This is a genomic window from Mesorhizobium sp. P2_C5_2 (assembly GCF_056404535.1).
Genome location: NZ_JBFUDV010000006.1, coordinates 144,223 through 165,555, shown reverse-complemented (window position 1 = coordinate 165,555; position 21,333 = coordinate 144,223). Strand labels below are relative to the sequence as shown.

17 protein-coding genes are annotated in these 21,333 nt (G+C 64.2%); 12 read left to right on the top strand and 5 right to left on the bottom strand.

Going from position 1 to position 21,333, the window contains the following annotated elements:
• Nucleotides 1-111 precede the first annotated feature (111 nt).
• The 5 genes from AC1D1B_RS24455 (at nucleotide 112) to glcF (ending at nucleotide 6,605) form a co-directional block, all read left to right on the top strand.
• On the top strand, nucleotides 112-1,434 hold the full coding sequence (locus tag AC1D1B_RS24455; protein WP_477335145.1) for a DUF3422 family protein: 1,323 nt from the start codon (nucleotides 112-114) through the stop codon (nucleotides 1,432-1,434).
• 306 nt (nucleotides 1,435-1,740) lie between these two features.
• Entirely contained in the window at nucleotides 1,741-3,237 is a 1,497-nt protein-coding gene (locus tag AC1D1B_RS24450; protein ID WP_477335143.1) for an FAD-linked oxidase C-terminal domain-containing protein, read from the top strand.
• Between the two features lie 243 nt (nucleotides 3,238-3,480).
• Nucleotides 3,481-4,065: an ASCH domain-containing protein gene (locus AC1D1B_RS24445; RefSeq protein WP_477335141.1), complete on the top strand. Its 585-nt coding sequence runs from the start codon at nucleotides 3,481-3,483 to the stop codon at nucleotides 4,063-4,065.
• Complete coding sequence (locus AC1D1B_RS24440; protein ID WP_477335139.1) at nucleotides 4,062-5,267, top strand: FAD-binding protein; 1,206 nt, start codon at nucleotides 4,062-4,064, stop codon at nucleotides 5,265-5,267. Before AC1D1B_RS24445 ends, AC1D1B_RS24440 begins: the two co-directional genes overlap by 4 nt.
• A gap of 12 nt (nucleotides 5,268-5,279) precedes the next feature.
• On the top strand, nucleotides 5,280-6,605 hold the full coding sequence (gene glcF, locus AC1D1B_RS24435; RefSeq protein WP_477335137.1) for a glycolate oxidase subunit GlcF: 1,326 nt from the start codon (nucleotides 5,280-5,282) through the stop codon (nucleotides 6,603-6,605).
• A gap of 5 nt (nucleotides 6,606-6,610) precedes the next feature.
• On the opposite strand, the gene AC1D1B_RS24430 is transcribed toward glcF, so the two are convergent.
• Both AC1D1B_RS24430 and AC1D1B_RS24425 read right to left on the bottom strand, forming a co-directional pair.
• Nucleotides 6,611-7,531 carry a bifunctional 5,10-methylenetetrahydrofolate dehydrogenase/5,10-methenyltetrahydrofolate cyclohydrolase gene (locus tag AC1D1B_RS24430; RefSeq protein ID WP_477335135.1) on the bottom strand — a complete coding sequence of 307 codons (921 nt, stop codon included), beginning with the start codon at nucleotides 7,529-7,531 and terminating at the stop codon, nucleotides 6,611-6,613.
• 256 nt (nucleotides 7,532-7,787) lie between these two features.
• Nucleotides 7,788-8,531, bottom strand: a complete 744-nt coding sequence (locus tag AC1D1B_RS24425) for a L,D-transpeptidase (protein WP_477335133.1) — start codon at nucleotides 8,529-8,531, stop codon at nucleotides 7,788-7,790.
• A 211-nt stretch (nucleotides 8,532-8,742) separates the two neighbouring features.
• Here AC1D1B_RS24425 and AC1D1B_RS24420 point away from each other — a divergent pair, with 211 nt between their 5' ends.
• Complete coding sequence (locus AC1D1B_RS24420; protein ID WP_477335131.1) at nucleotides 8,743-9,381, top strand: DNA-3-methyladenine glycosylase I; 639 nt, start codon at nucleotides 8,743-8,745, stop codon at nucleotides 9,379-9,381.
• A 93-nt stretch (nucleotides 9,382-9,474) separates the two neighbouring features.
• Here AC1D1B_RS24420 and AC1D1B_RS24415 read toward each other — a convergent pair whose 3' ends face one another.
• Nucleotides 9,475-9,717, bottom strand: coding sequence for a hypothetical protein (locus tag AC1D1B_RS24415; protein ID WP_112396203.1), 243 nt, complete (start codon nucleotides 9,715-9,717; stop codon nucleotides 9,475-9,477).
• A 250-nt stretch (nucleotides 9,718-9,967) separates the two neighbouring features.
• Here AC1D1B_RS24415 and hisS point away from each other — a divergent pair, with 250 nt between their 5' ends.
• From hisS to AC1D1B_RS24395, 4 genes are all read left to right on the top strand, one after another.
• On the top strand, nucleotides 9,968-11,470 hold the full coding sequence (hisS, locus tag AC1D1B_RS24410; protein WP_477335129.1) for a histidine--tRNA ligase: 1,503 nt from the start codon (nucleotides 9,968-9,970) through the stop codon (nucleotides 11,468-11,470).
• A gap of 172 nt (nucleotides 11,471-11,642) precedes the next feature.
• Nucleotides 11,643-12,761 carry an ATP phosphoribosyltransferase regulatory subunit gene (locus tag AC1D1B_RS24405; RefSeq protein WP_477335127.1) on the top strand — a complete coding sequence of 373 codons (1,119 nt, stop codon included), beginning with the start codon at nucleotides 11,643-11,645 and terminating at the stop codon, nucleotides 12,759-12,761.
• Nucleotides 12,758-13,456 (top strand): ATP phosphoribosyltransferase, encoded by a 699-nt coding sequence (gene hisG / locus AC1D1B_RS24400; RefSeq protein ID WP_477335125.1) that lies wholly within the window; start codon nucleotides 12,758-12,760, stop codon nucleotides 13,454-13,456. The genes AC1D1B_RS24405 and hisG overlap by 4 nt, the downstream gene beginning before the upstream one ends.
• Nucleotides 13,457-13,542: 86 nt before the next feature.
• Entirely contained in the window at nucleotides 13,543-15,312 is a 1,770-nt protein-coding gene (locus AC1D1B_RS24395) for an AMP-binding protein (protein ID WP_477335123.1), read from the top strand.
• A gap of 31 nt (nucleotides 15,313-15,343) precedes the next feature.
• Here the strand turns inward: AC1D1B_RS24395 and AC1D1B_RS24390 are convergent, their stop codons facing one another.
• Both AC1D1B_RS24390 and AC1D1B_RS24385 read right to left on the bottom strand, forming a co-directional pair.
• The gene (locus tag AC1D1B_RS24390; RefSeq protein ID WP_477335121.1) at nucleotides 15,344-18,484 is read right to left on the bottom strand and encodes an efflux RND transporter permease subunit; all 3,141 of its coding nucleotides are present in this window, start codon (nucleotides 18,482-18,484) and stop codon (nucleotides 15,344-15,346) included.
• Nucleotides 18,481-19,647 (bottom strand): efflux RND transporter periplasmic adaptor subunit, encoded by a 1,167-nt coding sequence (locus AC1D1B_RS24385; RefSeq protein WP_477335119.1) that lies wholly within the window; start codon nucleotides 19,645-19,647, stop codon nucleotides 18,481-18,483. Before AC1D1B_RS24385 ends, AC1D1B_RS24390 begins: the two co-directional genes overlap by 4 nt.
• Before the next feature lie 80 nt (nucleotides 19,648-19,727).
• Here AC1D1B_RS24385 and AC1D1B_RS24380 point away from each other — a divergent pair, with 80 nt between their 5' ends.
• Nucleotides 19,728-19,949: a cysteine rich repeat-containing protein gene (locus AC1D1B_RS24380; RefSeq protein ID WP_477335117.1), complete on the top strand. Its 222-nt coding sequence runs from the start codon at nucleotides 19,728-19,730 to the stop codon at nucleotides 19,947-19,949.
• 153 nt (nucleotides 19,950-20,102) lie between these two features.
• On the top strand, nucleotides 20,103-21,209 hold the full coding sequence (locus AC1D1B_RS24375) for a calcium:cation antiporter (protein WP_477335115.1): 1,107 nt from the start codon (nucleotides 20,103-20,105) through the stop codon (nucleotides 21,207-21,209).
• Nucleotides 21,210-21,333: the final 124 nt, after the last annotated feature.

The window sequence follows — 21,333 nt, the reverse complement described above, 5'->3', positions numbered from 1 at the left end:
TGCGGGCCATGGCGGCACGTCGTTTCCGGCTAAACTTGCTGTTTGCGTACCCAGCCGATTGGCAATAGAGGACGCCATTCACACGAAGGGTCGAGAACAGGGGGACCAGCCGTGTCGGACGAGACGTCCAACCTCGAATTCCAGCCGCGCGCCCAGGGCAGCGTTATGGGCTTTCCCGCGCATGAGGGACGGCCCGGCGCGCTTGGCGAGGTCCATGCCCGGCCGCATCCGCTGATCGACAAGCCGCGCGTGCTTGTCCAACTCGCCTTCATGACCGAAGGTGGCTCCGGCGTCGACATGGCCGTGCTCTCGGAACTGTCGCGGCGCCTCGGCATTGCCGCGCCCGACCGCCATGCTCGCCACCACGCCATGAAGTGGGGCAAGGGCACGCTGCGCTGGGAGCGGCATACGGAATTCTCGACCTATCTGTGGGAGGGGCCGCTTGCCGAAAGCAGCAGGGCGCAGGAGGACTCTCCCTTCGGCAATGGCTTTTCGCCACCGGGAACGGTCATTTCCGGCATAAGGCTCGAAATCCGCAAATGGACGCAGGCGAGCGAGAAGCTGATCGCCGGCTTCGACCCGACCAGCCTGTGCTATTCGCTGGTCGAGCGCGGCAACGCGGCAATCATCACCGACTTTCGCCAGGATGGCGACGGCCTGACCCGCATCCTTGTTCTGGATCGCGGCCTGACGCCGGCCCGCACCGGCGCGCTGTCGCAGCGACTGATCGATGTCGAGACTTACCGCACGCTTGCCATGCTCGGCCTGCCGTTGGCGCTGACGTTGTCCGGACGCGCCCGCCGCATCGAGGATCGGCTGGCGCAGACCACGCTGGAAATGAAGGTCACTGAAACCCGCGACAGCCAGACGCTGCTTGCCGACCTGACCGAACTTGCCGCCGAACTAGAGGCCGATGCCGCCTCCAGCCTTTATCGCTTTGGCGCCAGCCGCGCCTATGACGGCATCGTTGTCGAGCGGCTGGAAGCGCTGGAGGAAGAGGCGGTGCCCGGTTACGACACATGGGGTGGCTTCCTGCAGCGCCGCGTAGCACCCGCCATGCGCACCTGCCGTTCGGTCGAGGAGCGCCAGGCCAACCTGTCGCGGAAACTCACCCGCGCCACCACGCTGCTGCGCACCTGGGTCGATGTCGAGGTTGAAAAGCAGAACCGCGATTTGCTGGCCTCGATGAACAACCGCGCCCGGCTGCAACTGCGGCTGCAGCAGACGGTGGAAGGCCTCTCGGTCGCCGCCGTGTCCTACTATGTCGTCGGCCTCATCTCCTATCTCGCCAAGGGCGCCTCGATCTTCGGCCATGCCTTTGCGCCCGAAGTCGTCACCGCCGCCGCGGTGCCGGTCGCCATCCTGCTGGTCTGGTGGGGCGTGCGCCGGGTGCGCCGCCTGCATTCCGAGCCGGCGAAACATCCGGGCGAGTAGCGGTTAATCTCCCCCCTTGAGGGGGAGATGTCGCCGAAGGCGACAGAGGGGGTCGCCTCGCGCGAAGCGCTAGCCTCTTTTGGCGACGGAGACGACATCGGCGCTTCACGCGCAAGGACCCCCTCTGACCGCTTCGCGGCCATCTCCCCCTCAAGGGGGGAGAAAAGTCGGCGCCTCTCTAGCGGCAGATTGCCGCTGCGGAAGCTCGCCGCCATGCCTTCCGCGCGGTCTCGACCAAAGCAGGATTTGCAACAAGCGTCGACCGCTGGTAAAAGATTTTTACCAGTCAAGCAGAGGACGCTGCCGATGTCCGGCCTTGTCATGCCCAAGCCAGACGACGCCACGATGCGAAGGCGCGCAGAGATCGTCGCCGACATGCGCATCATCGTGCCGGGCGAGGGCGTCGTCGACGCCACCAACGAAATGCGCGCCTTCGAGAGCGACGGCCTCACCGCCTACCGGCAATTGCCGCTGGTCGTGGTGCTGCCGGAAACGGTGGCGCAGGTGTCGCGGGTGCTCAAATACTGCAACGACCGCAATATCCGCGTCGTGCCGCGCGGCTCCGGCACCTCGCTCTCCGGCGGCGCGCTGCCGCTCGAGGACGCGGTGCTTCTGGTCATGAGCCGCTTCAACCGCATCCTCGCGATCGACTATCCCGACCGCGTTGTCGTCGCCCAGCCCGGCGTCACCAATCTCGGCATCACCACCGCCGTCGAGCAGGAGGGTTTTTACTACGCCCCGGATCCATCCTCCCAGATCGCCTGCTCGATCGGCGGCAATGTTGCGGAAAATTCCGGCGGCGTGCACTGCCTGAAATACGGCCTGACCGCCAACAATGTGCTGGGCATCGAGATGGTGCTGATGAATGGCGAGGTGGTGCGCCTCGGCGGCAATCATCTCGACAGTGAAGGCTACGACCTGCTCGGCGTCATGACCGGCTCGGAAGGGCTGCTCGGCGTCGTCACCGAGGTCACCGTGCGCATCCTGAAGAAGCCGGAGACGGCACGTGCGCTCTTGATCGGCTTCTCAACCAGCGAGCAGGGCGGCCAATGCGTCGCCGACATCATCGGCGCCGGCATCATTCCAGGCGGCATGGAGATGATGGACCGCCCAGCGATCCATGCCGCGGAGGATTTCGTCCATGCCGGCTACCCCCTCGATGTCGAGGCGCTGCTGATCGTCGAGCTCGACGGGCCGGGCGTCGAGGTCGACCACCTGATCGGTCTCGTCGAAGCGATCGCCTACAAGAACGGCTCCACCACCTGCCGCATCTCGCAGTCCGAACAGGAGCGGCTGAGTTTCTGGGCCGGCCGCAAGGCGGCCTTCCCGGCGGTCGGCCGTATCTCGCCCGACTATTACTGCATGGATGGCACCATCCCGCGCAAGGAACTGCCGCGCGTGCTCGCAGGTATGCGCGAGCTGTCGGAGAAATACGGGCTCGGTGTCGCCAATGTCTTCCACGCCGGTGACGGCAATCTGCATCCGCTGATCCTCTACGACGCCAATGTGCCGGGCGAACTCGACAAGGCCGAAAGCTTCGGCGCCGACATATTGCGGCTCTGCGTCAAGGTTGGCGGCGTGCTTACAGGCGAGCACGGCGTCGGCGTCGAGAAGCGCGACCTGATGCCGGAGATGTTCAACCAGATCGACCTCGACCAGCAAATGCGCGTCAAATGCGCCTTCGACCCCAACCATCTGCTTAACCCCGGCAAAGTGTTCCCGCAGCTGCGCAGATGCGCGGAGCTTGGGCGCATGCATGTGCATCGCGGGCAGGTGGCATTTCCGGATATTCCGAGGTTTTGATGGGAGATACGTTTCATACCTTGGCGATCCTTCGCGCCCCCCTCTGTCCTGCCGGACATCTCCCCCACAGGGGGGGAGATCAGCTATCATCGCGGCTTTCGCCAACCTTCGACATTGCAAGTGAGGCGCGGTCGCAGAAGCCGCCAATCTCCCCCCTCGTGGGGGAGATGTCCGACAGGACAGAGGGGGGCGCGAAAGAACTCGGCAGATCTAATCTAACCTGCCTCCCAGGCGAGGCCTGACGTGCTGTTCAAACAAGCCTCGCTGGACAAGATCTCGCGCAATGAGGTGACGCTCGCTTTCCGCCGCTGGAAGCGGCCGACGGTCAAGGCTGGCGGGCGGGTGAGAACGGCGGCGGGTGTGGTTCTGATTGGCGACATCAGGGTCGTGCAGGCATCCGAACTGACTGGACAGGACGCCCTCTCAGCCGGCTTTGCGACGCTCGACGCTCTTCACGCCATGCTCGGACCCAATGACGGCACCCCGGTCTACCGCATCGAGCTCAACGGCATCGAAGCCGACGCACGCGTTGCCTTGCGCGATGATGCCTTGCTTTCCGACGGGGACTGGCACGCTTTGACCACGCGTTTCGCGCGCTGGGACAAGACGGCGCCCGGCTATTTCCCGTCGATCCTGCGGGCAATCGGCGCGCATCCGGAAGTGCGGGCTGCGACCTTGGCCGCCAATGCCGGCGTCGAAACGCTGAAATTCAAACAGGACGTTCGCAAGCTCAAGGAACTCGGCCTGACCGAGAGCCTCGAGGTCGGCTACCGTCTGTCGCCAAGAGGCGAGGCGGTGCTTGAAAAACTGCGGGAACACAGGCTTTGACCACCTTCACCCCTACCACATCAGACGAAGTCCTCTCCACCGTCCAATGGGCGGCGGCGGAGGAATCGCCGCTGGAAATCCTCGGCCACGGCTCCAAGCGCGGCATCGGCCGGCCGCAGCAGAGCGAGCACACGCTTGATCTGTCGAAACTCACCGGCGTCACGCTCTACGAGCCGGCCGAACTGGTGCTGTCGGCGAAAGCCGGCACGCCGCTGGCCGAGATCGAAAAGCTGCTCGCCGAAAACGGCCAGCAGCTTGCTTTCGAGCCGATGGACTATGGTCCGCTGCTCGGCGGCACGCCGGGAAGAGGCACGATCGGCGGCGTGCTTGCCGCGAACCTGTCCGGCCCGCGCCGGCTGAAGGCGGGCGCCGCGCGAGATCACATCCTCGGCATCAACGCCGTTGCCGGCCGCGGCGAGGCGTTCAAGTCCGGCGGCCGCGTCGTCAAGAATGTCACCGGTTACGACCTGTCGAAGCTGATGGCCAACAGCTGGGGCACGCTCGCCGTGTTCACCGATGTCACATTCAAGGTGCTGCCGGCGGCCGAGACCGAAGTCACGCTTGCCGTGCGTGGCCTGCTCGACGATGCCGCAGCCAGCGCCATGGCACTGGCGCTCGGCTCGAGCGCCGAAGTGTCGAGCGCTGCCCATCTGCCCGAGCGCATCGCCGCGCGTGTCGCTGGCCGCGCGCTCGGCGCCGATGCCGCGACGCTGCTGCGCGTCGAAGGCTTTGGGCCATCGGTCGCCTACCGCATCGCCGCGCTGAAAACCCTGCTGAAAAATGCCGGCCCGCTGCAGGAAATTTCGGGCGAAGCCTCGCATGCGCTCTGGCGCGACATCAGGGATTGCGCGCCCTTCGCCGACGGCAGCGAGAAGCCGGTTTGGCGTGTCTCCATGGCGCCGTCCCAGGCCCACCAGATGGTGCTGACGCTGCGCATGCAGATCGGCGTCAGCGCCTTTTACGACTGGCAGGGTGGGCTGGTCTGGCTGCGCATGGAGGAGGGCGATCCCGAGGCGGGCCTGCTGCGCGGGCTGATCCGAAAGCATGACGGCGGCCACGCGACGCTGGTGCGCGCAGCACCCGCGCATCGCGCCGCCGTGCCAGTGTTCGAGCCGCAGGCGCCGCATCTGGCGGCACTGTCGGCGCGGCTCAAGGCCGAGTTCGACCCCAAGGCCATCCTCAATCCCGGCCGCATGGCCTAGGACACGAAAGCGATGCAGACCAATTTCTCCCTTGCCCAGCTCGCCGATCCCCATGTCGCGGAATCGGAGAAGATCCTGCGCAAATGCGTGCATTGCGGCTTCTGCACCGCCACCTGTCCGACCTATGTCACGCTCGGCAACGAGTTGGACTCGCCGCGTGGGCGCATCTACCTGATCAAGGACATGCTGGAGAACGGCCGGCCCGCCGACAGGGAGATCGTCACCCATATCGACCGCTGCCTGTCCTGCCTTGCCTGCATGACCACCTGCCCGTCGGGCGTCAATTACATGCATCTGGTCGACCATGCCCGCGCCCACATCGAGGAGACTTACAAACGGCCGCTGCTCGATCGGCTGACGCGCGCCATGCTGGCCTTCGTGCTGCCCTATCCCGCGCGCTTTCGCGCCGCGCTGAAGCTGGCGAAACTGGGCAGGCCGTTCATTGGCCTGTTCGAAAAGCTGCCGGCCCTGAAGCCGCTCAGCGCGATGCTGAAGCTGGCGCCGGCATCGATCCCGGCGGCCTCGCCGATGGCGTCTCCCGGCGTCCATGCCGGGCAGGGGACGAAAAGAGGCCGCGTCGCTATCCTCACCGGCTGTGCGCAATCGGTGCTCGATCCCGCCATCAACGAGACGACGATTGCGCTGCTGACGCGGCTTGGCGTCGAGGTCGTGGTGCCGCAGGGCGAAGCCTGCTGCGGCGCGCTGGTCCATCACATGGGTCGCGAGGAGGCAGCCCTTGCCTCGGCGCGGCAGAATGTCGATGCCTGGACGCGCGCCATCGACCAGGGCGGGCTCGACGCCATCGTCATCACCGCGTCGGGCTGCGGCACTACCATCAAGGATTACGGCTTCATGCTGCGCCTCGACCCGGCCTATGCCGACAAGGCTGCAAAGGTCTCGACGCTGGCCAAGGACATCACCGAATATCTCTCAAGCCTCGACCTGCCGGAGCCGGTGCGCAAGCCCGGCACCGTCGTCGCCTATCACTCGGCCTGCTCGATGCAGCACGGCCAGAAGATCACCCGCCAGCCGAAGGAGCTGCTCGCCAAGGCCGGCTTCATCGTGCGCGAGCCGCGCGAGGGCCATCTGTGCTGCGGCTCGGCCGGCACCTACAACATCCTGCAGCCGGAGATTTCCGCAAAGCTTCGAGACCGCAAAGTGAAAAACATCGAGGCGACCGGCGCCGAAATCGTCGCCACCGGCAACATAGGCTGCATCACCCAGATCGCGTCGGCCGCCAAGCTGCCGGTGGTGCACACGATCAAGCTGCTCGACTGGGCCTATGGTGGGCCGAAGCCGGAAGGCATCTCCGAAGGAAAGTTAGTCGCCGCCGAGTAAGGCGCCTACTCCGCCGCCAGCCTGTCCGCCGTCCCATACGTCGCCTGATAGCGCGCGCGCTGGCGGCTGAGCGCGACCATTGTGTTGCGTAAGAGGATCGCCACGGTGATCGGACCGACGCCGCCCGGCACCGGTGTGATCCAGGACGCAACTTCCTTGACGCTCTCGGTGTCGACGTCGCCGACAATGCGGCTTTGCCCGTCCGGCCCGATCTCGGAATTGATACCGATGTCGATGACCGCCGCACCGGGCTTCACCATATCGGCCTTGATCAGCCGTGGCTTGCCGACGGCGACGAACAGCGCGTCGGCGCGGCGCGCATGTGCGGCCACCGAACGCGTCATGTGATGGCACACCGTCACCGTTGCGCCTTCGCTCATCAGAAGGAAGGCGATCGGCTTGCCGACGATTTCGGAATGGCCGACGACGACGACTTCCAGCCCTTTGAGATCGAGGCCGGTTTCCTTCAGCAACTCGACCGAGGCCGCCGCCGTGCAGGGCGCGAGGTCGAGCTGGTTGTAGACGATGTTGCCGATCGACGCCGGATGCATACCTTCGACATCCTTCAGCGGATGCACCGCTGCCTGCAGCGTCTTGATCGGGATGTGGGCCGGCACCGGCCGCTGGATGATGATGCCAGTGACGCGTGGGTCGGCGTTCAGCCCATGGATCGCCGCCTCGAGTTCGCCGGCGGTGATGTCGGCTGGGAACCGCCGCTCCTCGAAGGAGATGCCTGCAAGCGCGGCCTTGGCGCGCTGGTTGCGCACATAGACATCGACCGCATCGGTATCGCCGACGGTGATCGACACCAGCTTGGGCGGAAAACCCTCGGCGGTGGCGATCGCGGCATCCTCGCGCACGGCGGCGATGATGCGCTGGGCGACCGGGCCGCCCCGGAGATAGCGGCTGTCGTCTTGCTGAGACATGGCTGGACCTTTGCAGGGGAGTTTGGCCGCCCCTATAGCAGGGGAAATGTGGCAAGGGCAGCGTGAAAGCGAACCGCCATCCCCCCGGCGCGACGTTCTGGCGCAGCGGCTCGGCCTCGGCCGCAAAGAAAAAGGGCAGCGCGGTTTCCCGTGCTGCCCTTTCCTGACTGGCCGCATCCCCACACGGCCCGTCCCCCGTAAACCCTTGCCGATCCCTGAAGGCCTAGCCTTCTGGACCAGATGATTCGGTAGCCGACTATATCACGACCACGGTCGTTCCAACATTGACCCTCTCGTAAAGGTCAACCACGTCCTCGTTGCGCATGCGGATGCAGCCGGAAGACACCGCGCCGCCGATCGTCCAGGGCTGGTTGGTGCCATGGATGCGGTATTCCGTCGTGCCGAGATAGAGTGCGCGGGCGCCGAGCGGGTTCTCTTCGCCGCCGGCCAGATAGGTCGGGAGGTAGCGGCCCTTGGCGGCCTCGCGCTTGATCATCACCGCCGGCGGGCGCCAGTCCGGCCAGACGCGCTTGTTGGTGATCTTGTGCGTGCCCGACCATTCGAAGCCCGGCTTGCCGGTGCCGACGCCATAGCGCCGCGCCTTGCCGTTCTTCTCGATCAGAAACAGGAAATTCTGCGTCGTATCGATGACGATCGTGCCCGGCTTCTGCGGGCCGTCATAAGCGACTTCCTGCGGCAGATAGAGCGGGTTGATCTGCGGCCGCATCACCATGCGTTTGGCCGGCGCCTGCACGGAAGCGGTGCGCACCCGGTCGGGTTGCGCCGGCTGCGCATAGCGCAGGCGCGGCTGCTGAACCAACTGGCGGCTCTGACGCACGATACCGGGCGCACGGCCAAGCTGCAGCACCCAGGGTGCGGAGAGGTCGGGGCTCACCATCACTGGTGGCCTGTCGGCATAGCGGTCGCCGGCGGTGGACGAGGTGGCGCCGGCGGCCAGAATGGCCACAGCGCCGAGCACGGAACGCAAAAAGATCTTCATCGGAACGCACCTTGATCGTCGAACAGGCGGAGGCGGAACTTGCCCCCGGTTGCGCGATCCTTGGCGCGAAGCCGCAACCGAAACATGAATCGGAATGCGTAAAATGCGGAACTGTCAGTAAACCTTTTGGTGTGGTTACCGCCGCGTTCAGGAATCTGGTAAAGCCGCGGTAAATGCAGCGCAAAGCGCATTAACAAACGGACTTTTGGTGATGGCACAAGAAAACACCGGCCTGCTCACGGGCTCCGACGGGATCACGCGATGCTTCTGGCACGGCAATCTGCCGGACTATCTGCATTATCACGACCATGAATGGGGCCGGCCGGTGGCCGATGACCGCAGGCTGTTCGAAAAGATCTGCCTCGAAGGTTTTCAGTCGGGCCTGTCCTGGCTGACCATCCTGCGCAAGCGCGATAATTTCCGCGAGGCCTTTGCCGGTTTCGACTTCGACAAGGTCGCCGCCTTCACTGACGAGGATGTCGAGCGCCTGCTCGGCAATGCCGGCATCATCCGCCACCGCGGCAAGATCGTCTCGACCATCAACAATGCCAAACGGGCGAGACAGATGGTCGATGAATTCGGCTCGCTGGCGGCCTGGTTCTGGAAGTTCGAGCCCAGCAAGGAGGAGCGGCCCGACATCGTCGACCTCGCCCACCTGCGCGCCAATCCGACGACGGCGGTCTCGACCAGGATCTCGAAGGAACTGAAGAAGCGCGGCTGGAGCTTTGTCGGCCCAACCACGGTCTACGCCTTCATGCAGGCGATGGGCCTGGTCAACGACCACCTCGAAGGGTGTGTTTGCCGCGAGCGAGTGGAGAAGGACAGAAAGGCGTTCAAAAGGCCGAAATGAACCTCTCTTCCTTCTCCCCGTTCACGGGGAGAAGGTGCCCGAAGGGCGGATGAGGGGCGGGGCGAACCTTGGAAGTAGGCACTGCCCGCGCAATCAAGTCCCGCTCGCGCCGGTCAGGAACAGCCCAGCGACAATCGCCGCCAGCGCCGCAAAGGCCGGATAGATCACCAGCAGCCCAGTCATCAGCGCCTCGCGCATGGTCGAGCCTTTGCGCTCGTCGGCAGTGACCTCAAACGGACCGAGGCTGGCCGTTACCGGCGCACGGCTCTCCGCCGGACGCAGCCGGACTTCATGCAAGCCGTCGTCTCTGATATCGAATTTCTGTGCCGCAGTCATGTCCCCAACCCCTTGTTTCGGCGCGCTTATCGGCTCCGATTGTGTCGGCACAATGCCGCGCCGATGGCGGAATTGTTTCCTTTTTGGTGCGCTTTGTTTCGGAGGGTGCCGCCTCTCCCTTCTCCCACCGGGGACAAGGGAGAGCGCAAACCCTTGCCGCTCCCGGCTGCATCGGTTAGGACACGCGCGCCGTGGACAGCGGTAATTTGGCCGATCCACGCAACACCACGAAACACCGAGTACCCATCCCATGGCCGACAAATCGGAAAAGACGAAAGCGCGGCTGCCGCGCGGCTTTGCCGACCGCAGTGCGGAGGACATCCGCGCCGTCGAGAAGATGATGGCGACCATTCGCTCGGTCTACGAACTCTACGGTTTCGAGCCGGCCGACCAGCCCCTGATCGAATACACCGATGCGCTCGGCAAATTCCTGCCCGACCAGGACCGGCCCAACGAAGGCGTGTTCTCGTTCCAGGACGATGATGAGCAGTGGCTGTCGCTGCGCTACGATTTGACCGCGCCGACGGCGCGTTTTGTCGCCGAGAATTTTGAGCGGCTGCCGAAACCCTATCGCAGCTACCGTTCCGGCTGGGTGTTCCGCAACGAAAAGCCCGGCCCCGGCCGCTTCCGCCAGTTCATGCAGTTCGACGCCGACACCATCGGCACGCCGGGCGTGGCGGCGGATGCCGAGATGGCGATGATGATGGCCGATGTGATGGAGGCGCTCGGCATCAAGCGCGGCGACTACGTCATCCGCGTCAACAACCGCAAAGTGCTGGATGGCGTGCTGGAGGCGATTGGCCTTGGCGGCGATGAGAATGCCGGCCGCCGGCTGACAGTGCTGCGCGCCATCGACAAGCTGGACAAGCTCGGGCCGGAAGGCGTGAGATTGCTGCTTGGTCCGGGGCGCTGGGATGGCGGCAAGGAAGGCGAGGGTGACTTTGCCAAGGGTGCCGGACTGAACGAGGTGCAAGCCGAGGCCGTCCTTCTCGCGACAGCGAAGGAACAGGCGCTCCAGGATTCCAATGTCGGTGCGAACGCGATCTATCAGGAAGGCGTTGGCGAACTCTCGACCATTGAAGCCTTGGTCAGGGCGGCAGGGTACGGCGAAGATCGTATCGCCATGGACCGCTCGGTCGTGCGCGGCCTCGAATATTATACCGGCCCGGTCTTCGAGGCCGAGCTTCTGGCAGAGATTCCCAACGACGAAGGCCAGATCGTGCGCTTCGGCTCGGTCGGCGGTGGCGGTCGCTACGATGGCCTGGTCTCGCGCTTTCGCGGCGAGCCGGTGCCGGCGACCGGCTTTTCCATCGGCGTGTCGCGGCTGATGACGGCGCTGAAGAACCTCGGCAAGCTGGACAGCACCGACGTGATCGCGCCGGTCGTCGTGCTGGTGATGGACAAGGACACCGAAAGTCTCGGCCGCTACCAGAAGATGGTGGCTGAGCTGCGCGCCGCGGGCATCCGTTCCGAAATGTATCTCGGCGGCGCCGGCATGAAAGCGCAGCTGAAATATGCCGACCGCCGCGGCAGCCCGGTCGCCATCATCCAGGGCGGCGACGAGCGCGCCAAGGGCGAGCTGCAGATCAAGGACCTGATCGAGGGCGCCCGCATGTCGGCGGAGATTACCGACAACGCCGAATGGCGCGCTGCAAGGCCCGCGCAGGTGACGGTGGCGGAGAGCGAGCTGGTCGCCGAGGTGAAGAAGATTTTGGCGGCGCAGGCGGCTGATCGCGCGAAAGGTGGCGCTTGAACACCCCCCTCTGGCCTGCCGGCCATCTCCCCCTCAAGGGGGGAGATTGGATGTCGCGCATGCTTTCGCCAATCTCCGACGCTGAAGAAGAGGCGCTGCGCTTCAAGCTGCTGATCTCCCCCCTTGAGGGGGAGATGGCCGGCAGGCCAGAGGGGGGTGCCTCGCGCCTCCCATGACCTCCCGCCCCGCCATCGCGTCCGAAATCACCAACCTCTTCGCCACCCGCAACACCCATGCGGTGGAAGTCGCGGTGCTGCAGCCGGCCGATCCGTTCCTCGACATGGCCGGCGAGGATCTGCGCCGCCGCATTTTTCTCACTGAAAGCGAGACCGGCACGACGCTGTGTCTGCGGCCCGAATTCACCATCCCCGTCTGCCTCGACCACATCGCCTCGCAGGCTGGCACGCCGCGCCGCTATTCCTACCTCGGTGAGGTGTTTCGCCAGCGCCGCGAGGGCGGCAATGAGTTTTTCCAGGCCGGCATCGAAGATCTCGGCGACCGCGATACGGCCGAGGCCGACGCCCGCTCGCTGGCCGACGCGCATGCACTGCTCGAGCTGGTGCTGCCGGGCCAGCCCCTGGCGATCACGCTCGGTGACCAGACCATCTTCGAGGCAGTGCTGGCCGCACTCGGCCTGCCGCGCGGCTGGCGCATGCGGCTGGCCCGCGCTTTCGGCTCGGCGCCGATGCTGCAGGCAGCGCTCGCCGATCTCGCCAACCCGCCACGCAACGGCCAGCTTGACGGCGATGTCGCAGCCCTTGTGCTTGACGGCGACCTCGAAGGACTTTCCGCCCACATTGCCGGCGGCATGGAGGAGGCCGGTCTGTCGGCATCGGGCGGGCGCGCGCCATCGGACATTGCGCGGCGGCTGATCGAGAAGGCCGAACTGCGCAGCGTGCGACTGTCGAACGAAGCCTTCGCGGCGCTCAAGGATTTTCTCGCCATCGACGTGCCGCTCGACGGCGCAAGTGCAGCGCTCGAAAGCTTCGCCGCCTCTGCCGGGCTGTCACTGGGCGCGGCACTCGAAAAATTTGCCGCCCGCGCCAAGGCCATCGAGGCGCATGGCCTGCCGGCCAGGACGATCCGCTATGATGCCGCTTTCGGGCGTCCGCTCGACTACTACACCGGCATCGTTTTCGAGATCGCGGCGCAAGGCGGCGAGCGGCCGCTGGCCGGCGGTGGCCGTTACGACCGGCTGCTGACGCTGCTCGGCGCGAAAACGCCGATCCCCGGCGTCGGCTTCTCCGTCTGGCTCGACCGCATCGAAGCGCTGCGGGGAGAGCCCAAATGATTACGCTGGCGATCCCGTCGAAAGGTCGGCTGAAGCAGCAGGCGCTGGAGGTGCTGGCCAAGGCCGGGCTTGCCGTCAGCCTGCCCAGCGACGAGCGCCAGTACCGCGCCCGCATCGACGGCACCGAGGGCATCGAGGTGGCGTTCCTGTCGGCCTCCGAAATCGCCGGCGAGATCGGGCAAGGTTCGGTCGACCTCGGCATCACCGGCGAGGATCTGCTGCGCGAAAACCTTGCCGACTGGGAAGCGCGCGCCGAAATCGTCGCCCGTCTCGGCTTCGGCCATGCCGATGTCGTCGTCGCGGTGCCCAGCATCTGGCTCGATGTCGATACTATGGCCGATCTCGACGATGTCGCCGCCGATTTCCGCCAGCGCCACGGCCGGCGGCTCAGGATCGCCACCAAATACTGGCGGCTGACCCAGCAATTCTTCTCGCAAAAGCACGGCATCCAGGTCTATCGCATCGTCGAAAGCCTCGGCGCCACCGAAGGCGCGCCGGCAGCTGGCCTTGCCGATGTCATCGTCGACATCACCACCACCGGCTCGACCCTGCGCGCCAACCACCTCAAGGTGCTGGCGGATGGGGTTGTGCTGAAATCACAGGCCTGTCTGGTGGCTTCGAAGAAGGCGCGTGCGGCGGCGGATGAGGCGCTGCTGCGCGATATCGCTGCAAAGATGAGCGCGATAGTCGCTTAGCGTCGGCGCAGCCCCCGCTACCATCGACGGGATTTCCACCGTCCCGTCAGGCTGATAGGCTCGCCACATCCCGGGAGGAGACGGCGATGGCGATCAATCTCGACGAACTGAAGAACGCCACCAATCTGCGCGGGCGCGGCGGCAAGGGCGCGACCTTCATCGCCCCGCTCGATGGCCGGGCACATGTCTCCGGCGAGCGCACCCCGCCTTTGCTCGACAAGACGATTCCTCAGCTGTTTTCCGACACGGTCAGCAAATACGCCACGCAGGATGCTGCCGTCTTCGTCGGCCAGGACAAGCGCTTCACCTGGAGCGAACTGTCGGACACCGTCGATACGCTCGCCGCCGGCTTCCTGGCGCTTGGCCTCGAAAAGGGCGACCGCGTCGGCATCTGGTCGCCCAACCGCTGGGAATGGCTGGTAACGCAGTTCGCCACCGCCCGCATCGGCCTGATCCTGGTCAACATCAACCCGGCCTACCGGCTGACCGAGCTCGAATATGCCCTCAACAAGGTGGGCTGCAAGGCGCTGGTGACGGCGGCGAGTTTCAAGACCTCCGACTATCTCGGCATGATCGAGACGCTGGCGCCGGAACTTGCCAAGGCCACCCCCGGCAAGCTCAAGGCGCAGAAATTGCCGACGCTGAAGATCGTCATCCGCATGGGCGACGACAACTCGCCCGGCATGTTCAATTTCGCCGATGTGCTGTCGATGGCTGGCCGCGACGAGCATGACAGCCTCGACCGCATCTCCGAAGGGCTGAAGCCGGGCGAGGCCATCAACATCCAGTTCACGTCAGGCACAACAGGCGCGCCCAAGGGCGCGACGCTGACCCACACCAACATCGTCAACAACGGCAATTTCGTTACTTCGGCGATCAAGCTCACCGTCGACGACCGGCTCTGCATTCCAGTGCCGCTCTACCACTGCTTCGGCATGTCGATGGGCACGATGGGCTGTGTCTCCAAGGGCGCGACCATGGTTTTCCCAGGCGAGGGTTTTGACGCCGGCGCCACGCTGAAAGCGGTGGCGCAGGAAGGCTGCACCGGCCTCTACGGCGTGCCGACCATGTTCGTCGCCATGCTCGACTACGCCGACTTCGCCTCTTTCGATCTCTCCAGCCTGCGCACCGGCATCATGGCGGGATCGCCATGTCCGATCGAGGTGATGAAGAAGGTGGTGTCGCTGATGCATATGGAAGAGGTGACCATCGCCTATGGCATGACCGAGACCAGCCCGGTGTCGTTCCAGAGCAGCGTCGACGACCCGCTGGAAAAGCGTGTCTCCACCGTCGGCCGCATCCACCCGCATGTCGAGGTCAAGGCCATCGACACCGAGGGCGCCACCGTCGCCGTCGGCGCGCCGGGGGAACTGTGCACGCGCGGCTATTCCGTGATGAAGGGCTATTGGGACGACGCGGAGAAAACCCGCGAAGCGATTGACGCCGACGGCTGGATGCACACCGGCGACCTCGCGACGATCGATGCCGAGGGCTATTGCAACATTGTCGGCCGGGTCAAGGACATGGTCATCCGCGGCGGCGAAAACGTCTATCCCAGAGAGGTCGAGGAATTCCTCTACCGCCACCCCAAGGTCAAGGAAGTGCAGGTGTTCGGCATTCCCGACACCAAATATGGCGAGGAGCTGTGCGCCTGGATCGTGCTGAAACCGGGCCAGATCGCCACCGAGCAGGAGATCAAGAACTTCTGCGCCGGCCAGATCGCCCACTACAAAATCCCCCGCTACATCCGCTTCCGCACTGAATTGCCGATGACGGTAACCGGCAAGCCGCAGAAGTTCTTGATGCGCGAGGCGATGGTGGAAGAGCTGGGGCTGGTGGTGCAGAAGACAGCGTGAGGCAGGGCGCGGGCCGACAAGCCCATAATGCCTAGCCGGGAAGTGCAACCCGCTTGCCTTTGCGCGCGGCGCGCCATTCCTCCAGTCGCTGCAGGATGACGAAGAACGCAGGCACGAAGAGAACGGCAAGGCAGGTTGAGGCGATCATGCCCGAGAAGACCGTGATGCCGATCGATTTGCGCGCACTGGCTCCGGCGCCCGTCGCAAACACCAGCGGCGCGACACCGAGGATGAAGGCGAAGGACGTCATCAGGATGGGACGGAAGCGGGCGCGCGCGGCTTCGATCGCCGCTTCGACGATCGGTTTGCCGGCGGCGCGCAGCTCGCGCGCGACCTCGACGATCAGGATGGCATTCTTGGCCGACAGCGCAATCAGCAGGATCAGGCCGATCTGCACATAGAGATTGTTGTCGATGCCAAAACCATTGAGGATCAGCACCGGGCCGACCAGCGATAGCGGCGCGGCGAGCAATATCGAGATCGGCGCCAGCCAACTCTCATACTGGCCTGCCAGCACCAAATAGACCAGGAGCAGCGCCATGCCGAATACCAGGTAGATTTGGGTGCCGACGAGCTTTTCCTGGTAGGAGAGCGCCGTCCAGTCGAAGCCTGTGCCGGGCGGCAACGTGTCGGCGGCGGCGGCCTCCATCAGCTTGATCGCATCGCCGGACGAAAAGCCCTTTGCTTGCACGCCAACGATCGATGAAGAGGGATACAGATTATAGAGGCTGATCAGCGAGGGGCCGACGCTCGGGGTGATGGTCAGGACCGTACCGAGCGGGATCATGTCGCCGTTCTGGTTGCGCACGGTCAGGCGGCCGATGTCATCGGGTGTCAGGCGGAACTGTGAATCGCCCTGCACGTTGATCTGGAACACCCGACCGAACTTGTTGAACTGGCTGACATAGGTCGAGCCGAGATAGCCGGCGAGTGTTTGGAAGACCTGGTCCGTGGTCAGTCCGAGGGTCTGCACCTGCTCGCGGTCGAACTCGACCGTGTATTGCGGGACATTGGATCGGAACATCGCCGAAGCACGCTGGATGCCCGACTGCGTTGCGGCGGTCCTGGTCAGCGCGTCGGCCGCGCCTTGCAGCTTGGCGAGGTCGAAGCTGCCGTCCCGCAGCTCGATCTGCATGGTGAATCCGGCGGCGTTGCCGATGCCCTGGATCGGCGGCGGGGGCAACACCAGCACACTCCCGTCCGCCATGCCCGACAGGCTCTTATTGAGCGTCGCATAGAGCGAGGCAAGATCCTCGCCCTTGCCGCGCACGCTCCAGTCCTTGAGAATGATGTAGGCGACGCCGGCATTGGCTAAGGTCGAATTGTTGTCGAGCGCCGCGAGGCCAGCGATCGTCACCACCTTGTCGACCCCCGGAGTGGCTTTGGCGATGTTCGAAATCTGTTGCAGTGTCTCTTGCGTGCGGCCCAGTGCGGCGCCATCGGGCAGTTGAACCGAAGCCAGCAGGTAGCCCTGATCCTCGATCGGAATGAAGCCGGTGGCGACGCGCGACATGCCGTAGCCCGCCGCGCCGATGATCAGCAGCGCAATCACGCCCATGATTGCGCTGTGACGCACCATGGACCCTATCAGGCGGGCATAGCCGTTCTCCGTGCGCTGGTAGACCGCGTTGAAGCCGCGAAAGAAGGCATTGCGCTGATCCGGCGGCACGGGAGGCCTCAGCCAGGTCGCACATTGCGTGGGCTTCAGCGTCGCCGCATTGATGGCGCTGATCAAGGCAGTTGCTGCGATCACCAGTGCGAATTGCGCATACATCTGCCCTGTCAGGCCGGGCAGGAACGCAGCCGGCAGGAACACCGCCATCAGCACCAGCGTGATGCCGATGATCGGCCCGAACAGCGCATTCATGGCGGCGACCGCCGCATCGTGGCCCGACATGCCGCGCTCCATATTGTGCGCGGCTCCCTCGACCACGACAATGGCGTCGTCGACGACGATGCCGATAGCGAGCACAATGGCAAACAGGGTCGACAGATTGACCGTAAAGCCGAGCGCGAGCATCGCAGCGAATGCGCCGATGATCGTGACAGGCACGGTCGTTGCCGGGACCAGCATCGCCCGCCAGTCCTGCAGGAAGACCAGGATGACGATGAGCACCAGCACCGCAGCTTCGATGAGCGTCTTGTAGACCTCGTGGATCGCCTGGCTGACGAAGATCGTCGTGTTGAAGGGGATCGAGTACGCCAGGCCCTTCGGGAACGCGCCTGACAGTTGCTTCATCCTCGCCTCGACCTTGCCGGCGACATCGAGCGCATTGGCGCCCGGCGACAGGAAAACCGCCAGGCCCGCCGCCGGCTGGCCGTCGAGATTGAAGAACTGCCCATAGGTCTGGGCGCCGAGTTCGACCCGGCCGACGTCGCGCACCCGCGTCATGTCGCCATTGGTGCCGGTCTTGACGATCACGGCGCCGAACTGGTCGGGATCATCAAGGCGGCTGGACACTTCGATCGTGTACTGGAAGGACTGGCCATCGGGTGCCGGCGGCGCGCCGACCTGGCCCGCGGTGACCTGCTCGCTTTGCTGCTGCAGCGCCTGGACGACGTCCTGAGTGGTGAGGCCGCGAGCCTGCATCTTCTGCGGATCGAGCCAGACCCGCATGGAGTACTGGCCGGCGCCGAACACGTTCACGTTGCCCACACCTGGTATCCGGGAGAGCTCGTCCTTCAACTGGATGGTCGCGTAGTTGGCGAGATAGAGACTGTCGTACTGCTTGTCAGGCGAGGTCAGTGTGACGATCTCGAGGATCGAGGTCGATTTCTTCTGAACAGTGACGCCCTGTACCTGCACCGCCTGCGGCAGCGATGCCAGGGCGGTGGAGACACGGTTCTGCACACGCACCTGCGCCTGGTCGAGATCCGTGCCAATGGCAAAGGTGACGGTCAGATTATAGCTGCCATCCGATGCAGCGAACGACTGCATGTAGATCATGCCCTCGACGCCGTTGACCTGCTGCTCGATCGGCAGCGCCACAGTGTCGATCATCGCGCGCGCGCTGGCGCCAGGATAGCGCGTGGTAACCGAAACGGTGGGCGGCACCACGTTGGGATACTGTGCCACCGGCAAGGCAAACAGCGAGATGACGCCGACGACGACCATGAGGATGGCAATTGCGTTTGCCAGGACAGGCCGCTCTATGAAGAATCTGGAGATCATTGTGCGGCCCCGTCAGGGGCGACCGCTTCCAGCGTCTTCACCTGCGGTTCGATCTTCTGGCCGGGCACCGCCGTCTGCAGGCCGGAGACGAGGACGCGGTCTTCCGCTGCGATGCCCTTGGTGATCACGCGCAACGCCCCGACGAGCTGGCCGGTCTCAACCGGGCGCTCCTCGACGACGTCGTCCTTTCCGGCGACGAGAACGTAGCGACCTCTCTGGTCACTGCCGATCGCCCGGTCGGGAACGAGCAGCATGTTTGGCTCTTCGCCCAGCGGCACGCGCACGCGCACGAAATAGCCTGGCAGCAGTGCCCGGTCGTCATTGGGCAGCACAGCCCGGACCGCGAGCGTGCCGGTGGCGGCGGCGACTTCCGGCGCGGCGTAGTCCAGCGTTCCCTTATGGGGATAACCCGTCTCACTCTGCAGGCCGATCTCGACCGGTATTTTCTTGAGGTCCTGGGAAGTCATTCCCCGCTTCGCCATGGCGGCGCGAATACGCTGCACGTCTATCTCAGAGATGTTGAAATTGGCGTAGATGGGGGCAAGCTGGACGATGGTCGCGAGCGTGGTGGCGCTGCCGGCGCCGACGAGCTGCCCTGTCGACACCTGGCGGGAGGTGACGATGCCCGCGAACGGCGCCTTGACCTCGGTGTAGCTCAGATTGAGCTGGGCCTGCTCGACGTCGACCGCGCTCTGCTTTTGCTTTGCGATGTCGACATCCGCGGCGGCGGCGGCCTGGTCGGCGGTCGATTGCGAGATGATCTTCTGCGAGAGCAACTCCTGCTGCCGCTTGAGGTCGGCACCGGACTGCTTGGCGGCGGCATCGGCCGAACCCTGCCCGGCCTGCGCTTGCTCGAGTGCCAGCTGGTAAGTATCGGGCTCGATCAGGAACAGCCTTGTGCCGGCTTTGACCTCGTCACCGTCCTTGTAGTCGATTTCCTGGATGAAGCCCGAGACACGCGCAACCAGCGGCGTCGTGTTCACCGCCGCGGCGCTGCCTGTGGCCTCCAGATAGGGCGTCACAGTCTGCTTGACTGGAAGCGCCACCTCAATCTTGGGGGGAGGTGGTGGTACGTAGGCGTTTTGCTGATTGCATCCGGTCAGCAGCGCAGTAACGGCAAACAAACCCGCCACTGGCGTGGTTCTAAGCGATCCGAAAAGCATTTTGCCCCCTGCAAACTTCCCAGTATATATCGCATCGTGATGAAAGTGAGTTGAACTTAACCAACTTGGAGGGACTTGTCATGCGGATTGCTTTCAGCGTGCTTTTCTTGGCAACTCAACTTGCGGCCAATGCGGCGATGGCGCAGACGGCGACCGAGCGCGAGGCCTGCCAGGCTGACTACAAAAAATTCTGCACGGGTGTGGAAGAGGGTGGTGGCCGCATCATCAAGTGCCTGAACGATCATTTGAGTGAGTTGACGCCGGAATGCCAGAAGGTCGTCAAGGCGAACGCCCCAGGATAGGCCCGTCGCAATCACCGCGGCATCTTCTAATGCCGCGGTGGGGTATTTGTGGAAGTGCAACGCCGGCCCGTGGGGCTTGCCGGCTTCGCAATGATATTGGCTAAGCTGCTCCGTGGACTTTCCGCAACGTCTGCACAAACACACGGGGCTTGAATGACTGGTTTCGGACGATCGGCGATTTCCTACGCAATGCCCCTGGCTGCCCTGCTGTTGGCTGTCGCGGTCAGGGCCAGCGGACTGTCGGTGGACCAGGGGTCGCTAAACGCCAGAATCCTTGTTGGAGCGCTTTCAACTGCGATCATGTTCACCACCATTTTCGTCGTGCTCGACCACGCCGAGGCGGTGGCTCGGCGGGTAGGGGAGCCGTATGGCACGCTGGTGCTGACTTTTGCGGTGACGGCAATCGAAGTGTCGATCATCGTCTCCATGATGCTGCATGGCGAGAACAACCCAACGCTGGCACGGGAATCCGTCTTCTCGACAGTGATGATTGCCTCTACCGGCGTTGTCGGCACATGCCTAACGTTTGGCGGCTGGCGCCATCGCAAGCAGGCAATTGTCCGGCAAGGGACCAGCGCATATCTGGCGGTTCTGGTCGCACTGACCGTCATGACGCTTATCCTGCCGACCTACACGCGAACCACCGATCCCGGCACATTTTCAGCGGCTCAGCTTGGTCTTGTGAGTGTTCTTTCTGTGCTGCTCTACGCAAGTTTTGTGTTCGCGCAGACAGTCCGGCACCGGGACGATTTCATCGAAGGACTGACATATGACGTTTCGGCGCGAACCGCCCCTCACGAAAAAAGCATCTTGTCCAGCGCTCTGCTCCTGGTCATCGGACTGATCGGAATTGTCATGCTCGCCGAGCAGGTCGCCGCAAGTGTTGAAGATGCGCTCGTTGCTTACCAGGTGACCCAGGCTGACAGCATTGTGGGGGCAATGATCGCGGGTCTGGTTTTGATGCCGGAGGCAATTTCGGCGATTCGCGCTTCACTCAACAATGAGCTGCAGCGCGGCCTGAATGTCGCAATGGGTTCGGCTTGCGCCACGATTGGTTTGACAATACCGGCGGTCGCAGCAGCCAGCCTGCTGACGGGGCGAGGGTTAACCCTGGGGCTCCCGGAGGCTGACGCAGTACTTTTGGTTCTAGCGTTTTTCATATGCGGCGTAAGCTTTAGTAACGAAAGGACGACGTTCCTGACCGGAATGGTCCATGTTGTTATATTTTTTACTTACGTATTTCTGATATTCATACCTTGAAGCTTGGTGCGATCTGGCGATCAGATGCAGGGATGAGGCGGCCGCCGGCTGGCAAACCGCTAGAGCTGGCCGACAAGAGAATGCTTCCGCGAAGTAGGGATGGCTTCCATCCTTGAGGCTGTCA

Bases quoted from the DNA above. Each gene is read 5' to 3' on its own strand.
- AC1D1B_RS24450 (WP_477335143.1), top strand. From the start codon at position 1,741: ATGTCCGGCCTTGTCATGCCCAAGCCAGACGACGCCACGATGCGAAGG.
- glcF (WP_477335137.1), top strand. From the start codon at position 5,280: ATGCAGACCAATTTCTCCCTTGCCCAGCTCGCCGATCCCCATGTCGCG.
- AC1D1B_RS24430 (WP_477335135.1), bottom strand. From the start codon at position 7,531: ATGTCTCAGCAAGACGACAGCCGCTATCTCCGGGGCGGCCCGGTCGCC.
- AC1D1B_RS24425 (WP_477335133.1), bottom strand. From the start codon at position 8,531: ATGAAGATCTTTTTGCGTTCCGTGCTCGGCGCTGTGGCCATTCTGGCC.
- AC1D1B_RS24420 (WP_477335131.1), top strand. From the start codon at position 8,743: ATGGCACAAGAAAACACCGGCCTGCTCACGGGCTCCGACGGGATCACG.
- AC1D1B_RS24415 (WP_112396203.1), bottom strand. From the start codon at position 9,717: ATGACTGCGGCACAGAAATTCGATATCAGAGACGACGGCTTGCATGAA.
- hisS (WP_477335129.1), top strand. From the start codon at position 9,968: ATGGCCGACAAATCGGAAAAGACGAAAGCGCGGCTGCCGCGCGGCTTT.
- AC1D1B_RS24405 (WP_477335127.1), top strand. From the start codon at position 11,643: ATGACCTCCCGCCCCGCCATCGCGTCCGAAATCACCAACCTCTTCGCC.
- hisG (WP_477335125.1), top strand. From the start codon at position 12,758: ATGATTACGCTGGCGATCCCGTCGAAAGGTCGGCTGAAGCAGCAGGCG.
- AC1D1B_RS24395 (WP_477335123.1), top strand. From the start codon at position 13,543: ATGGCGATCAATCTCGACGAACTGAAGAACGCCACCAATCTGCGCGGG.
- AC1D1B_RS24390 (WP_477335121.1), bottom strand. From the start codon at position 18,484: ATGATCTCCAGATTCTTCATAGAGCGGCCTGTCCTGGCAAACGCAATT.
- AC1D1B_RS24385 (WP_477335119.1), bottom strand. From the start codon at position 19,647: ATGCTTTTCGGATCGCTTAGAACCACGCCAGTGGCGGGTTTGTTTGCC.
- AC1D1B_RS24380 (WP_477335117.1), top strand. From the start codon at position 19,728: ATGCGGATTGCTTTCAGCGTGCTTTTCTTGGCAACTCAACTTGCGGCC.
- AC1D1B_RS24375 (WP_477335115.1), top strand. From the start codon at position 20,103: ATGACTGGTTTCGGACGATCGGCGATTTCCTACGCAATGCCCCTGGCT.